We start from the raw sequence: 14,422 nt of genomic DNA on the forward strand, positions 1-14,422 counted from the left end.
GGCCTCCCGCGCATAGATGGAATGACGGGAGTGTACGGCCATTAACGGGGCTAGTTAAGGCGCGCGACGCGGACACCGCGGCGCGTCCCGGTCGACAATGAGAACGTGGTCTCAGGAACGCCGTCACGACTTGGGCTGCGGCCGGTAGAACTTGAAAGTGCCCTTGACCTTGACCGTCGTCTTGTCCTCGCCCTCGGTCTTCTCGTACGACTGGAAGTAGAGCTGGTTGGCGGTCACCGGCGCCTTCGTGGATGGCGGAATGTTCTGCTCCCAGACGGTGATCCGGCCGTCGCCGTCGATCGATTTGACGATGGCGGTATGGTGCGGACGGTCGCCGTTCTTGCTGGTGGTGTCCTTGGGCGTGTCGATCTCCATTTCAAACGAGTAATTCGTGAACTGGATGATGTCGCCCGGCTTGGCGGACGCAAGATCGACCGCGCTGCCCCAGATGTAGTCGGCGTCCTTCACGACGGGTCCGAAGTCTGCGGCGCTCTTGGCGCCAGCGTCCTTCAGCGCCTTGTCGGCCAGATCGAAGCACTCGCCGGATCCGACGACCTTGCCGCCATTGCTGCTGGCGTAGTTCAAGATCTTCTGCGCGTCTACCGCGCCGCCGGCGTTGAGTTCCTCGGGCGGCGTGGTCGGCGTGCTCATACCCATTGGGCCGGGGCGATCGCCTTCGGCCAGCAGGTTGGCCGAGCTGGTGGGGCCACCCGGACGCGACGCGTTCGGCGTCTCCAGTCCTACCAGTCCCATGCTGTTTCCGGCCATTTGCTCTCCTTGCCTGTCGTGCTGCCAAGTGCTCGAGGTTCTGCTTCAAGCACGCCCACGCACGGGAGCGCCACCGGCACCCAGCGTCGCGCGGATGACGTACACGCCCATCTCGAGCCTGGCTCCGTCGGTCACCGGCACTTCGTCGCCCATTTCAAGCGGCCGACCGTCGACCAGCAGATCGTTGGTCCCGCGGCACAGCACTTTCACCACCCCGTGCCGGCGCAGGAACTGGGCATGAATGCGTGAGACGGTGCGCCCCGGATCAGCCAGGACCAAAGCATTCACCGTGGCGCGCCCGACGGTTCCACCAGCGGCGTCGATGGTGGCTTCCATCGGACTGTCGGGTGCGCGGCCATTCACGCTGATGACTTCGACGAAAACCATGTGAGTCTCAGGGCATCAGGTCCAGCACGAGCGGCTGGCTCGGGACGGTCTGTACGCCGATGGCGTTCGTACTGTTCTGCATGGTCGTGCTGGTCAGCCTTGTGATGGGCATGCCCATGCACAGGCAGGTGTTGGAACCCAGCGTGTAACGACCGGGACCCATGACGGTGCCCGAGGCCACGCCCATCGCCACGCCGGGATTGTCGCCGTTCGACATCGGGGCGGTGGACGCGAGCGTATGAAGCGGACAGCACAGGACCAGCACGTTCGGAATGAACCCCACCGTCGTCGGCAGCAGCCAGATATTCGGATAGGGGATGGGGACCGGCGCGGGCGCGGGCGGGGCGGGGGTCAGGCAGACGTCGGGAAACGCCAGGCCGATACCGATCATCTGTGTATTGACGAACATCGGAATCTCCGTCCGGATCAGCCGAAGTGGATTTGCGAACCGGTGGTCTTGACCATCTTCTCGCCGTTGACGAAGACGTGCTCACCCGTCTGGCGAAGGATCTGTTTGGCCTGGACTTCGACGTAGTCACCACTGACGCGATCCATGCCTTCGGTCCTGCGCGAGTGCTGCTTGCTGTAGTGCATCACGCGATCGAACACGGTGTTGAGGACGGCGCCGACGAGCTTCATCGTATTGCCGATCACCTTGAATTCCCGGCCCATCACGATGGCTTCATCGGAATGGAGTTCGGCGCGTTGCGTGTTCAGCACGAACGCCGCCGTCTTGAATCCAAGCGAGCCCGACGCGACGGTGAGGGCAGCCTCGCCAGTGTCGATACAGGTGGGGCCGTTGAGTCGCAGCGTGTGACTCGTGCCCTCCTCGCGTTGCAGCACCGCGGTGATCCACAGCTGGTCCGGCGCCACGATCAGGGCGGCCACCGTGTCGCCGATCGTCGGTTCCAGCAGGCAACTGACGGCCCGTCGACCCGGGCCCGTCAGCGTGCCGCTGGCGATGGTGAACTGGTCGCCGTCGACTGCGGTGATGATGCCGACGCAGTGCGTCGCCGAGATCGGCCGTTCCCGACGCGTCGAAGGAGCGGCGCGGCCCGGCGACGTGGCGGTGGAAGGGAGGCGGTCTGTTTCGAGAACATTCATGGCGTACTCCAGGTATCGGGTTTCATCGCGTGGCGGCGGCGACGGGCGGCGCCCAGTCTTCCGCCTGCGCGAGCGTGGCGTCGGTTTCGAGCGCGCGTGCACGATCGGAGAACTGGGCGTCCTGCGTCTGCGCGCGGTGCAGCTTGGTGCGGAACATTCGCGCCTGGCGAGCGTCCACGCCCGTCAGATCCGCGTGGCTGAAATCCGCGTAGGTCAACTCGGCGGCGCGCAGCATCGCGCCGGGCAGCTTCGCATGCCCAAAATGGCATTGGAAAAGGTCGGCTTCGTCGAAGCGGGCGCCCGGCAGTTCGCAGGCGCTGAACAGTGATTCGCGGAACGAACTGCGGCTGAAGTTGACGTTACGGCCCTTGGTCTCGCCGAAGAGCACGTGCTTGCCATGGGCGCCGCTGAAGTCGCAGTCGGTCAGCGTCGAACCCTGGAAATTGCACTGCTGCATCGGCACGTCGCGGAAGCTCGATCCGGACAAGTCCAGTCCATTGAACTGGCAGCATTCGAGCGTGAGGCCGACGAACGACTTCGCCTTCAGATCGGTCTTGGCGAACGTGACGCGCTTGAGGTCCGCGCCCTGCAAGGTCATGCCGTCGGCCTTGCACTCGTACACCGTGCTGTGCAGCCAGCGCGTCACGTCGGCGTTGACGTCGACCAGGCTCGAGTTCAGCAGGTTTCCGGACTCCAGGTTGGCGCCGGTGATCGCGCTGCCGTCCAGCACACACTTGGTGAACGAGGCCATCGTGAGATCGGTCTTGCTCAACTGGACGGACAGCAGCGAAGACTCGTTGAACAGGGAGGCGTGGAGATCGGCGCCGTACAGATTCGCCCGGTCCAGCTTGCAAGTGCTGAACACGGCGTTGCGGGCATCCACGCCGGTCATCAGGGCATCGACGAAGGTGCACCGATCGAACACCGACTCGCGCATCATCGCGCCGCGCAAATCACACCCGTCGAAGCAGCAACCGGTGAACACGCCACCGGCCAGATAAGCCTCGTGCAGCACGACGTCGGAGAAGTTCTTGTTCTCGATCGTCTCGCCCATCACCAAGGCGATGGCCAGCAGCTTCTTGTCCATGGCCATGCGTCAGCTGCCTGCAGCATCGCGCTGCGCGGGGCGCAGGCGAGGGTAGATGCGGGCGCGTTCCAGCAGCGCGCCTTCGAGCCGGACATCGGCGTCGAGATGGACGCGTGACAGGTCACTGCCGAACAGGTTGACGTCGCGCAGGTCGGCGCCGCGCAGATCCGCACCGCCGAGAATCGCGTCCTTCAGATCGGCCTGGGCGAAGCGTGCGCCGGCGAGATTGGCTTTTCGGAAAAAAGCACCCTTGGCGCTGGCCTGGCGCAGGTCGGCACCGGCGAGATTGGAATTGGCGAAATGAACGCCGTCGAGCATGGCTCGAACGAAGATGGCGCCTTCCAGATCGCACAGCCCGAGATTCGCGCCCTTGAGCAGTGCCCCGGCGAAGGACGTCCGCTTCATCGCGCTCTCCGTGGTGAACACCGCACCCGGCATCCTGGCCTGGATGAAACGCGCCCCGTCCAGCTTGCAGCCGACGAAGTTGGCAGTCTCGAGATTGGCTGCTTGGAAGTTCGCCCCTCGAAGATCGCACTCGACGAACATGCTGGTTTTGAGATTGGCCCCGGCGAAGTTCACGGTGCGCAGGTCGAGCTGGTGAAACGTCAGGTTCGGCGCGTCGGCGCCGGTCCAGTCGACGTTGCTCCACCTGCTCTCCAGCAGGTTGGCCTGCGAGATGCGCGTCCCGCGGAAGTCGGCGTTGGTCAGGACGCTGCGCATCAGGATCGTGCCTTCCAGTTGCGCTTGGTCGAGCACGGTTCCCTGCAGATTCGCTGCGCCCAGGTTGGCGCCCGTGAAATTGGTGCGGATCGCGATCGCGTCGCGAAGGTTGGCATGAGCGAGCACGGTGCTGATGAAGATCGCCCTGGAAAGATTAGATCCACTCAGATTCGCGCTTTCGAGCCACGCTCCTGTGAAGTCGAGTCCCCGCAGATCCATTCCGGACAGATCGGCGCCGGTCAGATCCATGGTGAGAAACGAGCGCACTCCCCGTTGGAGCAGCCACTCGAACTCGGCGCGGCAAGTGGCGGCGGCTTCGCCCTTCAGCGGGGCCACCGGCAACTGCAGGTGCGCTCCTTCCAGGTAGTTCACCTGATCCGATAGATCCAGCTGCTGCAACTTGGGCGCGATCGTGGCGCCGTCGAACGGTTTGCCCGCGTTGGTGGCCGCGTTCCGGGCTTGCTCCAAGAGCGCGATGCCCTTGAGTTTCGGAGGCCCGGGCGGGATCAACGTGGCCGGGTCGACCTTCATCTCGAGAAATTTTTCGAGTACCGTGAGGGCGTCGTCGACCGCGGCCCACTCCTGCTCCTCCTGTTGACGCCGCAACTTCTTGTAGTACTGCGCCATCTCGGCGGGCTTGGGCTTCGGTTCTGGCGCCGGCATCACCACGCCGAGCGCATCCGGATCTTTTCCTCGCGCTTTCAGTTCTTCGCGCGCGATGGCGACATCGATGCCGGCGCGGTTGCGTTGAGCTTCTTCCTTGAGGCCCTCCATCTTGAACGCCTTCTGCGCGTCTTCTTCGGAAGGATCCACGACATCGAGGCCGGCCGGAATCAGATCTTCGTCATTGAGAATCTCGAACGCCTTGTCGCGGCCCTGCGTGCGCTTGGTCAGCACATCGAGGTAGTGCGCATCGGAGCGGGCATGGCCTTCCCCGATACGCTCGACCGCTCCGAGGATGTGCTGGATGTCCGCACCATCGTCCTCGGCGCACTCGGCCAGACCGTGGAAGATCAGCACCATCCGCTCTGCGTGCGGGAAGAACCACACGGTCGACAGCCGCATCGAGACTTCACGCAGTTTCGATTCGATGCCAGCCTCGGTCTTGACCTGTCGGGCAGCGAAAGCGCGCACGCGCAGCCCCGGCAAATGACCTTCGATCAGAGGGCGGCTCGGATGCAGGTTCTCGAGCGCGTAGGGCTCGTCACCGCGTAGCGGCGATTCGAACCACTGATCGCGCGGCGCCATGTTGAAGTATTTCCAGTTGATGTCCGGCGGAAAACCCGGCGCGTGCTCCTTGGTCCAGGCCTCGTCGTACGTACCTCTCATGGCGACGCGCTGGGGATGGAGCAGGTCGATCGCGCCGTAGCAGGCGGGCACCACGGCCTGGTCCGGGGCCTGGATGCGAGAGGCGGGATGCTCGAGGTTGGGCAACCATCGAAGACCTTCTTCGGTGACGCGGCCCTTGCCCTGTGGATTGGCTGGAAAGTCCGGCCCGCCGTAGGCCTTGCTCCAAGTCAGTGGCATGCGCTCGAACGGAGCCGGCTGACTGACGTTCTTCCCATCCCAGTAGCGGTCACCGAACGCGAGAACGGTCTTCTCGACGTTCCCGAGCCTCGCCCTGACCGCGACGGCCTGACGCTGGTCGGGCTGCGTGTAGGCGTTACCGTGAACGAGGAACTCGGACGTCAGCTTGGAGACGCCCTCGTCGATCACCGGCACCGCCATCTCGGAACCCAGAAAGGTCCACAGCGATTGCTCTCCCCAGACCGTTCCCGCCTCACTCTGGGCGAACGGAACATGCAGGTACGCCGAGATGCTCATCCCAAAGCGCTTGCGGTACTCGATCGGCTTGAAGAAAAGGCCGAGCTGTTTGGGCTTCAGGGGCAGCATGTAGGGCGATGGGGCGTCGGACTGAAAGTGGCGCGGGCGATGGATATGAAAAACGTCTTGCGTTATTCCGGCTTGGGCTCGGGCTTGTCGATCGAGGCGTCTTCGTCAGCCTTTGTTCGTTCCTCGTAGGTTGTCTCCGGCGCAGACGACGGTTCGACGGCCACCAACCCGCCGATCGCGAGTGTCGCCGCTCCGGATGCCCCTCCTGGTCCACCCACCAAGCCTCCAGCGACCGCCGCCGTCGTCACGATGCCTACGTTGGCGACCATCCCCAGTTTTGCGCCCTGTTCTCCCGCGTTTGCCGCGTCCTGGAACTTTCCGTTGGCCGCCATGTTGTTGAGTCGAGCCGCCAGGCCTGGGAATCCGGCTTTTTCGGCGTCCCGGGCCGCGTCTTTCAATTGCTGTTTTGCAGCCGCGTACTGATCGCTCAGTTCGCCGAAACCCATGGCAAAACTCTTTGTCCCGACGAGCACGCCTGCAACGACCCCGAGAGTGGCCGCCGCCATCTGCCCGGGAGTGAAGGCGCCAACCCCGCCCGCGCCGCCACCGGGGCTGATGGATTTCATTGTCCGCATTTCGAGATCCGGACCGGCGGCGGTGGTGATCTTTGCGGCGAGCACGTTCTCCATTTCGACGGCCAGCTTGTTGGTGAGCGCTGCGCCGACGACGGACTCCATGGAAACCGACAACTGCGAGCTGCGAGACAGACCGATCATCGTATCGCTGGCACACCCGATGTAGCCGCTGGTGTTTCCGCCCAGGACGGTCGTATTGCTCTCCATGCTCACCATGTTGATGTTGCCGGTGGCGAGCAGGTCGATGTCGCCCGCGCTGATCGACTGGATCTTGGCGGCCATCATCTTGAGCGGGCCCGACGGCACGCCGATGATCTTCGAGTTGGCGCCCGACACATGCTCCTCGATGTGCGGCGCTGCCAATACGATGGCGACGCCGGAGCTCAGGGTGACGGTCCCGTCGGCCCCGGTGGTGAGATTGCCGGTGACCTTGTGGTTGTCGTCGCCCGTCACGACGTCCTTGCGACCGGCACTGAAGATGGTGGTGGCGGCTCCTGTGGCCGTGAGCTCGTAGGTGCCTCCGACCGTCGTGTTCTGGTTGGCGTCGATCTTGATGTCCTGGTTGCCCACGACATTGATCTTCTGGTTGACCTTGACGACGTGCGACTCGTTGTTCTTGACCTCGACCGAACGATCGCGCGTCACCGTCAATTTCTGATCACGCTGCACGATCGTGGTTTGATCGCGCTGAACGGTGAGCGTCTGATCGCGTTCGACGACGGTCGCGTCGTCGTTCTCGACATGACTGCTCATGTCCTTCTCGGCATGAATGGTCAGCATCTCGCTGCCCTTCTTGTCCTCGAAGCGGATCTCGTTGAAGTTCTGTGGATCGCCGCCCTTGCTCGAACGCGACTTGATGCCGGTCTGCGTGGCGTTGGCCGGCAGGTCGTACGGAGGCATCTGGTCGCCGTTGTAGACACGGCCAGTGATGATCGGCTGGTCCGGGTCGCCCTCGAGGAAGTCGACGATGACTTCCTGGAGGATGCGCGGGATCGCGATCATTCCCCACTTCTTGCCGGCCCAGGGATGCGATACGCGGATCCAGCAGGAGCGGTTCTCCTCCTTGCCGTCCTTGGGCTCGTGACGGTCCCAATGGAATTTGACCTTCACACGGCCGAACTCGTCGACGTAGATCTCTTCGCCTTCCGGACCGACCACGGTCGCGGTCTGCGGACCCTGGACGATGGGCTTGGGTGTGGAGCGACGCGGGCGGAACTGTTGCTTGGCCGGAACCACGGAGAACGAACAACCGTAAGTGGCTTCTTCTCCGCCGGTGGCTTCGTGAGCGTTGTACGCCAGGTTGTACGAGGCTCGCGTCACGAGATACTGCGCGTTGTGCGTCGGATGATTCGTGATCGTCAGCAGGGTGCCGACCCTGAGTGCGCGCGCATTGGTGGTGGCGCTGGCAGCCTCGTAGCCGGTCTGCAATTCTTCGAGGCGCACGCCGGCGTATTGCTCGCCGTCCGAATTCTCGACGTAGCCCCCCGGGTAATCGAAGACCTGAGCGGAGGTGAGCGCGGGCTCCTTGACGTTGGGCTTCTTGGCCCGCACCGGCTTGGGCGGCGTCTTGAAGTCGTAGTCCCAGGTTTCGACTTCGCCGCTACGCATTTCATGCGAGTGCTGCCAGCGGCTGACGTATTCGGCGCCCGGTCGAGTGCGGACACTCTCGTGGTAGTAGGGCAGGGTGCCGAACTTCGGCGTTTCCTTGTGCGTGCTGAACAGGTCGACCAGCACCATCTTGTGCTCGGTCTCGGTGTGCTCGAAGTGGTAGTAGATGCCTTCGTGCTCCATCAGGCGGCTGATGAAGTTGAAGTCGCTCTCGCGGTACTGGACGCAGTACTCCCACTTTCGGTACTGGCCGGCGAGCTTGTCGTCGATGGCCACCAGCTGCGGATAGTCCTCGAAGACCTTGTTCAGGATCTCCGGAACCGTCATGTCCTGGAAGATGCGGCAATCGGTCTTGCGCGTCAGGATCCAGGTCCACGGCCGGATGACGGCCTGGTAGGCGTAGTGCTTGCCGTTGTACGCGCCCGAAGAAAAGCGCGTGACGTACCCGTTGAAGCAACGCGCTTCGCCGTCCGACTGTTCGATCTTCACCGTCATGCCCTGACCGAGCATCTGGTCGGGCTTGATGTCGGGCTTGGTGCTGAGCAGGTCGACCCGGTACTCGAAGAGACGGCCCAGGCTTTCTTCGCCGCTCATCTGCTTGAACAGCAGATCCGGCCCGAGTGGGGTGACAACCTCCATGACACGGTTCATCGACATCGCCCTACTCCTTTGATTCGTGTTGCACCGCGATCGGCGTGCCCCACGATGGTCCCGCATTTGGAGCCGTTCGGGGTGACCGCCGGCCATCCGCTCGTGACGGCGTTCGCAAGCCACGGCCGAGGATCTGCGAAGCGCATCTCATGGCAGGTCCCGGCGGGCGGCAACGACCAGTCCGTGGACGGGTTCGCGATTCTCGCTGCGCAGGACGTCCTGCGTGATCCGGACGTCCTGGAACCCTGCCGCTCGCACGGCGCGTTCGACGTAGACGTCCCGATGTGCGTAACGGCCATGGTACTGCAGGCGATGATCCATCGATCCGTCCCGCAGATGCTCGACGCTGAAGAAAACCCAGCCGCCAGGACGCAGGGCCCGGTAAGCTGCGTGGAGCGCATCATCGATCGCTCCGAAATAGCAGAGCGTGTCAGCACTCGTGACCACGTCGAAGGCGCCGGGATGTGCATCGAGCCAGGCGACGAGTTCACCTTCCTGCAGGTCGTCATAGAGCTTCCGGCCCGCTGCCAGTTCCAGCATCTTCGGCGACAGGTCGACGCCGACGAGGCGCGAGCACAGCGGTTTGATCAGTTCCGCGAGCAGGCCGGTGCCGCAGCCGGCGTCCAGGACTTCCAGAGCAGCGCTGCCGGCAGGAACGCAATCCCGCATCAGGGCGTCGATCAGCGCCGGGGCGCGATACCCGAGCGATGCCAGGTTCTTGTCGAACGTGATGGCGAAATCGTCAAACATCTTGCGCACGTAGGTATCGTCCGCGCGCTGCGGCACCGACTCGGCTCCGCCGCAGGCCGCCAGGAGGTGTTGCGCCGCTGCGTTGTCGGGATCCCGCTCGAGGATTTCCCGATAGCAGACGGCCGCTTCTTCGAGCCTGCCTTGTCTGCAGAGCGCCCTGGCCAGGGTTGCCCGGACCCTGTCGATCCGCGGTGACAGGTCGACTGCGGTGCGATAGTGCCCCAGCGCCTTGTCGATCTCGCCTTGCGCAACGAGCGTTCTCGCAAGGCCGATGTGCAGGCTGGACTGGTGTTGCGCGTCCACGCCGGAAAGGTCTCGCGCGAGCGCCTCCTCGAAGACCTGCCGCGCGTCGGGGATCCGCTCCAGTGCGATGTAGAGGCGGCCCTGCGTGGTTCGCGGAGGAATCGCTTCTGGTGTGAGGAGCAGCGCCTTGTCGAGGTGCTTCTGGCAAGCCGCATGATCGCCCCGCGTCAGCATCATCAGCGCGAGATTGGCGTGCGCGTCGGCGTAGTCCGGCGTGATGTCCAGTGCCCGCTGCACGTGACGGATGCCGGCGTCCAGGTCACCGTTCTGGTATTCGAGCATGCCGAAGAAGTGCTGGGCGTCCGCGTATCGGGGCGCTCGTTCCAGCGCGCGACGATAGGTCGCGCGGGCCTCCTGCAGCTTGCCGGTACGGTGCAACTGGATGGCTTCTCGCGTGAGCGCTATCGCGCGCTCGGGTATCGCCGCAGAGGATCGACTGGCGTGACTGCGACGCGTCACGGCTCAGGCGGGCCGTCGGGCTGCGCAAACGAGGCCGGGGACGGGCTTCGCCATTTCCATCCGCAATGTCACCTTCTCGATGACAGGCTCTTCGAATCCTGCGCGAGCCAATACCGCCCGAACGTAATCTTCCCGATGTGCGTAGCGGCCGTTGAACTGCAGGCGATGACCGTCCTCCTGGTCGAGTCCGTCTTCGACGGAGAAGATCAGCCAGCCGCCCGGAGTGAGTGCGCCGTGGGCCGCGAGCGCGACCGGATCGATGTCACCGAAGTAGCACAGCGTGTCGGCGCTCGCGATCACCTGATACTGACCGGACAGCGACTGCAGGTGGGCGGTGAGCTCGGCCTCGATCAGCTCGTCGTAGATGCCCAGCGTGCCGGCCTTCCGCAGCATGCCTCCGGAGAGATCCACGCCGTCCAGACGCCGCACGATCGTGTGGATCTGCTTGCCGAACAGTCCGGTTCCGCAACCGGCATCCAGAAGGTCGATGACCCCCGGGGACGGCCCCAGAATCCGTTTGAGCAGATCTGCGAGCAGTTCCGGCGCGCAATACCGCAATTCCGCGAGCTTGGTGTCGAAGCTGTCGGCGAAGTCGTCGAAGACCTCGCGCACATACCCGTCCGGAGCCCGCTCCGGCGCGGGCTCACCGCCGAGCGAGACGTAGATGTGCTGGAACGACAGGTTGTCGGGTTCGATTGCGACGAGCTTGGCTGCCTCGGCGCGCGCCAGATCCAGATAGCCGAGATGGGCCATTCCGATGACGGCCCTGCTGCGCATGCTGGTCAGGTTGCTGAAATCGCCGGCGAGCCGGTCGTTGGTCAGCGCCTCGTCCGTTTTGCCCAGCAAACGCAGCAGATTGCCCATGGCATGCGAGACCAGGGGATGGTGCGGCACCTCGTCCTGCAGCGCTTGCAACATCTTCAGCGCGTCATCCATCCGGCCTTGATTGCGGCGCAGGACTGCCAGGTTCACCCGCGGCGGGATCTGCTTCGGATCGAGCTCGATGGCGCGCGCAAGCTGCGTCTCCGCCCCGGCGTAGTCGTTGCGCAGCATCAACGCGAGTCCGAGATTGGCGTGCGCGTCGTGGTACTCGGGGGCCGACTCCACCGACCCGCGCAGCGCCGCCAGCCCGTTATCGAAATCGCCCAGCTGGCAGTAAATGGCGCCGCTGTGATTCAACGCCACTGCGTGATGGGGCTCGGCCTGCAGGATCTGCTGCAGAATTTCGAGCGCCCCCTCGGCATTGCCCTCCTTGCGCAGGTCCTGTGCCCACTCCAGCGCCTCGTCGAGCGTCAGGGTCTTGGTGACATCTTCTTCAGCCTTCGCACCGCGCGGCGTCACGGGATTCATCGGATCGTCCGGTCGCGCTCAGTCGAAGGAATACACGAACTGACCATCGGCTGCGCTGACCTGCACCTTCGGAATCGGCTTGCCCTCCATCATGCGATTGAGGAACTCACGCGAGATGTCCGGCAGCATCGTGTTGGTCAGGATCGCGTCGATCATGCGGCCGCCCGATTCGCTCTCGGTGCAGCGCGACACGACCAGCTTGACCACGTCTTCGCCGTACTCGAACGGAATCTTGTAGCGGGCCTCGACGCGCTTCTTGATGCGGTTGAGCTGCAGCTTGACGATCTCGCCCAGCATCGCGTCGGACAGCGGGTAGTAGGGAATCGTGACAAGGCGTCCCAGCAGTGCCGGCGGGAAGACCTTGAGCAGCGGCTCGCGCAGCGCCTTGGCCATGCCCTCGGGGTCTGGCATCAGCTCCGGGTCCTTGCACATGCCGGCGATCATGTCGGTGCCGGCGTTGGTGGTGAGCAGGATCAGTGTGTTCTTGAAGTCGATCAGGCGGCCTTCGCCGTCTTCCATCATTCCCTTGTCGAACACCTGGAAGAAGATCTCGTGCACGTCCGGATGCGCCTTCTCCACCTCGTCGAGCAGCACGACGGAGTAAGGCTTGCGTCGGACCGCCTCGGTCAGCACACCGCCTTCACCGTAACCGACATAGCCTGGAGGCGCACCCTTGAGCGAGGAGACCGTGTGTGCCTCCTGGTACTCGCTCATGTTGATGATGATCATGTTCTGCTCGCCGCCGTACAGGGCTTCGGCGAGTGCGATTGCGGTTTCGGTCTTGCCCACGCCCGAAGTGCCGGCCAGCATGAACACGCCGATCGGCTTCTGCGGATTATCGAGGCCGGCGCGAGAGGTCTGGATGCGCTTGGAGATCATCTCCATCGCGTGGTCCTGACCGATGACGCGCTTGGCGAGCAGCTTGGGCAGCTTGAGGATCGTGTCGATCTCGTTGCGCGCCATGCGGCCCACCGGGATGCCGGTCCAGTCGCCGACGACACTGGCGACCGCCTGGTAGTCGACGGTGGGCAGCATCAGGGGAGATTCGCCCTGCAACTCGGTGAGCTTGCCCTGCACGTCCTTGAGTTTGGCCAGCGCCTCGGCGCGTTCAGCCTCGGTCAGCGGCTTCTCTTCCGGCGCAGCATCGGCTGCAGGGGCGGGAGTCCTGACCTCGGCTTCGAGCTTGCTGCCGGTGCCTTCGACCGGGTTGGCGCCGCGTCGCAGCTTGGCGCGCAGGTCGAGCAACTCGGTGACGAGCGTCTTTTCTTCTTCCCAGCGCTTTTCGAGATCGACCAGGCGGGTCTTAGCGACCACCAGCAACTCGTTGGCCGCTGTTTCGCGCTCGCCCACGTCGATGCCGATCGCCTTCTCGCGGCCGATGATGCCGAGTTCGGTGTCGAGCGAATCGATGTGCTTGCGGGTGTCGTCGACTTCCGGCGGGGTGGCGTGCAGGCTCACGGCGACGCGGGCGCAAGCGGTATCGATCAGGCTCACGGACTTGTCGGGAAGCTGACGTGCGGGGATGTAACGGCTGGACAGCTTGACCGCGGCCTCGAGCGCTTCGTCGAGGATCTGCACCTTGTGGTGCTTCTCCATCGTGCTGGCGACACCGCGCATCATCAGTACGGCTTTCTTCTCGTCCGGCTCGTCAACCGTGACGCTCTGGAAGCGACGGGTGAGGGCGGGGTCCTTCTCGATGTGCTTCTTGTATTCGGCGAACGTCGTGGCGCCGACCGTGCGCAGGGTGCCGCGCGCCAGGGCGGGCTTCAGCAGGTTCGCAGCGTCGCCCGTTCCGGCCTGGCCACCGGCGCCTACCAGCGTGTGGGTTTCATCGACGAACAGGATGATGGGCTTCGGCGAGGCCTGGACCTCTTCGATGACCGAGCGCAGGCGCTGTTCGAACTCGCCCTTCATGCTCGCACCGGCCTGCAGCAGACCCACGTCGAGCGCGAGCAGGCGCACTTCCTTGAGCGACGGCGGCACGTCGCCGCGCGCGATGCGCTGCGCGAAGCCTTCGACCACCGCGGTCTTGCCGACGCCGGCCTCGCCGATGAGGATCGGGTTGTTCTGGCGGCGGCGCATCAGGATGTCGACGACCTGGCGGATCTCGTCGTCACGGCCGACGATCGGATCCATCTTGCCGCTGCGAGCCTGCTCGGTGAGATCGGTCGTGAATTTCTTGAGGGCTTCCTGCTTGCCCATCTGCGCGGGCGCCATCGCGCCACTGGCCTCGCCCGGCGCGGCGCCGCCCGCCATCGACGACCCGTCACTGGGAGCCAGACCTTCTTCCGCCGAACCCTGCACGATCTTGTGGAAGTCGTCGGCCAGCGCTTCGGGCTTGATCTTCTCGAACTGCTTGGAGATGCCGAGCAGGGCGTTGCGCAGCGAGTTGGTCTTGAGCATGCCGACCATCAGATGGCCGGTGCGCACCGCGCCTTCGCCGAACATCAGCGTGCCGTAGACCCAGCCACGCTCCACCGAGGATTCGAGATGCGGGGAGAGATCCGAGATCGCCGTGGAGCCGCGCGGCAGGCGATCCATCGCCGAGGTGATGTCCTTGGCCAGCACCGAATTGTCTACACCGAAGTGCTTCAGGATCTTCTGCCAGTCGCCGTTCTCGGTCTGTGCGATCTGCGCCACCCAGTGGACGAGTTCCACGTACGGATTGCCGCGGAGCTTGCACAGCACCGTGGCGCCTTCGACCGTCTTGTACGCCGTGCTGTTGAGTTTCCCGAACAGGGTCACGCGGCTGATTTCGCTCATTTGT

10 protein-coding genes are annotated in these 14,422 nt (G+C 64.1%); all 10 read right to left on the reverse strand.

Features of this window, described 5'->3' with window-relative positions:
* Nucleotides 1-123: 123 nt before the first annotated feature.
* The 10 genes from DFR24_RS02565 to tssH all read right to left on the reverse strand — a co-directional run bounded on the left by DFR24_RS02565 (nucleotide 124) and on the right by tssH (nucleotide 14,418).
* Nucleotides 124-768, reverse strand: a complete 645-nt coding sequence (locus DFR24_RS02565; RefSeq protein ID WP_133879777.1) for a CHAP domain-containing protein — start codon at nucleotides 766-768, stop codon at nucleotides 124-126.
* A 45-nt stretch (nucleotides 769-813) separates the two neighbouring features.
* Nucleotides 814-1,155, reverse strand: a complete 342-nt coding sequence (locus tag DFR24_RS02570; protein ID WP_133879778.1) for an FHA domain-containing protein — start codon at nucleotides 1,153-1,155, stop codon at nucleotides 814-816.
* A gap of 7 nt (nucleotides 1,156-1,162) precedes the next feature.
* On the reverse strand, nucleotides 1,163-1,564 hold the full coding sequence (locus DFR24_RS02575) for a DUF4150 domain-containing protein (RefSeq protein WP_133879779.1): 402 nt from the start codon (nucleotides 1,562-1,564) through the stop codon (nucleotides 1,163-1,165).
* 17 nt (nucleotides 1,565-1,581) lie between these two features.
* Nucleotides 1,582-2,259 (reverse strand): DUF3540 domain-containing protein, encoded by a 678-nt coding sequence (locus DFR24_RS02580; RefSeq protein WP_133879780.1) that lies wholly within the window; start codon nucleotides 2,257-2,259, stop codon nucleotides 1,582-1,584.
* Nucleotides 2,260-2,281: 22 nt separating this feature from the next.
* A complete protein-coding gene (locus tag DFR24_RS02585; RefSeq protein ID WP_133879781.1) occupies nucleotides 2,282-3,352 on the reverse strand; it encodes a pentapeptide repeat-containing protein in 1,071 nt (356 codons plus the stop codon).
* Nucleotides 3,353-3,355: 3 nt separating this feature from the next.
* Nucleotides 3,356-5,959: a DUF2169 family type VI secretion system accessory protein gene (locus DFR24_RS02590; RefSeq protein ID WP_133879782.1), complete on the reverse strand. Its 2,604-nt coding sequence runs from the start codon at nucleotides 5,957-5,959 to the stop codon at nucleotides 3,356-3,358.
* A gap of 62 nt (nucleotides 5,960-6,021) precedes the next feature.
* Entirely contained in the window at nucleotides 6,022-8,799 is a 2,778-nt protein-coding gene (locus tag DFR24_RS02595; RefSeq protein ID WP_162850995.1) for a type VI secretion system Vgr family protein, read from the reverse strand.
* 141 nt (nucleotides 8,800-8,940) lie between these two features.
* Nucleotides 8,941-10,305: a tetratricopeptide repeat protein gene (locus DFR24_RS02600; RefSeq protein ID WP_133879784.1), complete on the reverse strand. Its 1,365-nt coding sequence runs from the start codon at nucleotides 10,303-10,305 to the stop codon at nucleotides 8,941-8,943.
* A gap of 3 nt (nucleotides 10,306-10,308) precedes the next feature.
* Nucleotides 10,309-11,655 carry a tetratricopeptide repeat protein gene (locus DFR24_RS02605; RefSeq protein WP_133879785.1) on the reverse strand — a complete coding sequence of 449 codons (1,347 nt, stop codon included), beginning with the start codon at nucleotides 11,653-11,655 and terminating at the stop codon, nucleotides 10,309-10,311.
* 18 nt (nucleotides 11,656-11,673) lie between these two features.
* Nucleotides 11,674-14,418, reverse strand: coding sequence for a type VI secretion system ATPase TssH (gene tssH, locus DFR24_RS02610; RefSeq protein ID WP_133879786.1), 2,745 nt, complete (start codon nucleotides 14,416-14,418; stop codon nucleotides 11,674-11,676).
* Between the last annotated feature and the right edge of the window lie 4 nt (nucleotides 14,419-14,422).

The sequence above is a fragment of the Panacagrimonas perspica genome (assembly GCF_004364935.1).
Taxonomy (GTDB): domain Bacteria; phylum Pseudomonadota; class Gammaproteobacteria; order Nevskiales; family Nevskiaceae; genus Panacagrimonas; species Panacagrimonas perspica.

What these genes read in the sequence shown, in the direction of transcription:
- DFR24_RS02565 (WP_133879777.1), bottom strand. Translation starts at nt 768, where the DNA reads ATGGCCGGAAACAGCATGGGACTGGTAGGACTGGAGACGCCGAACGCG.
- DFR24_RS02570 (WP_133879778.1), bottom strand. Translation starts at nt 1,155, where the DNA reads ATGGTTTTCGTCGAAGTCATCAGCGTGAATGGCCGCGCACCCGACAGT.
- DFR24_RS02575 (WP_133879779.1), bottom strand. Translation starts at nt 1,564, where the DNA reads ATGTTCGTCAATACACAGATGATCGGTATCGGCCTGGCGTTTCCCGAC.
- DFR24_RS02580 (WP_133879780.1), bottom strand. Translation starts at nt 2,259, where the DNA reads ATGAATGTTCTCGAAACAGACCGCCTCCCTTCCACCGCCACGTCGCCG.
- DFR24_RS02585 (WP_133879781.1), bottom strand. Translation starts at nt 3,352, where the DNA reads ATGGCCATGGACAAGAAGCTGCTGGCCATCGCCTTGGTGATGGGCGAG.
- DFR24_RS02590 (WP_133879782.1), bottom strand. Translation starts at nt 5,959, where the DNA reads ATGCTGCCCCTGAAGCCCAAACAGCTCGGCCTTTTCTTCAAGCCGATC.
- DFR24_RS02595 (WP_162850995.1), bottom strand. Translation starts at nt 8,799, where the DNA reads ATGTCGATGAACCGTGTCATGGAGGTTGTCACCCCACTCGGGCCGGAT.
- DFR24_RS02605 (WP_133879785.1), bottom strand. Translation starts at nt 11,655, where the DNA reads ATGAATCCCGTGACGCCGCGCGGTGCGAAGGCTGAAGAAGATGTCACC.
- tssH (WP_133879786.1), bottom strand. Translation starts at nt 14,418, where the DNA reads ATGAGCGAAATCAGCCGCGTGACCCTGTTCGGGAAACTCAACAGCACG.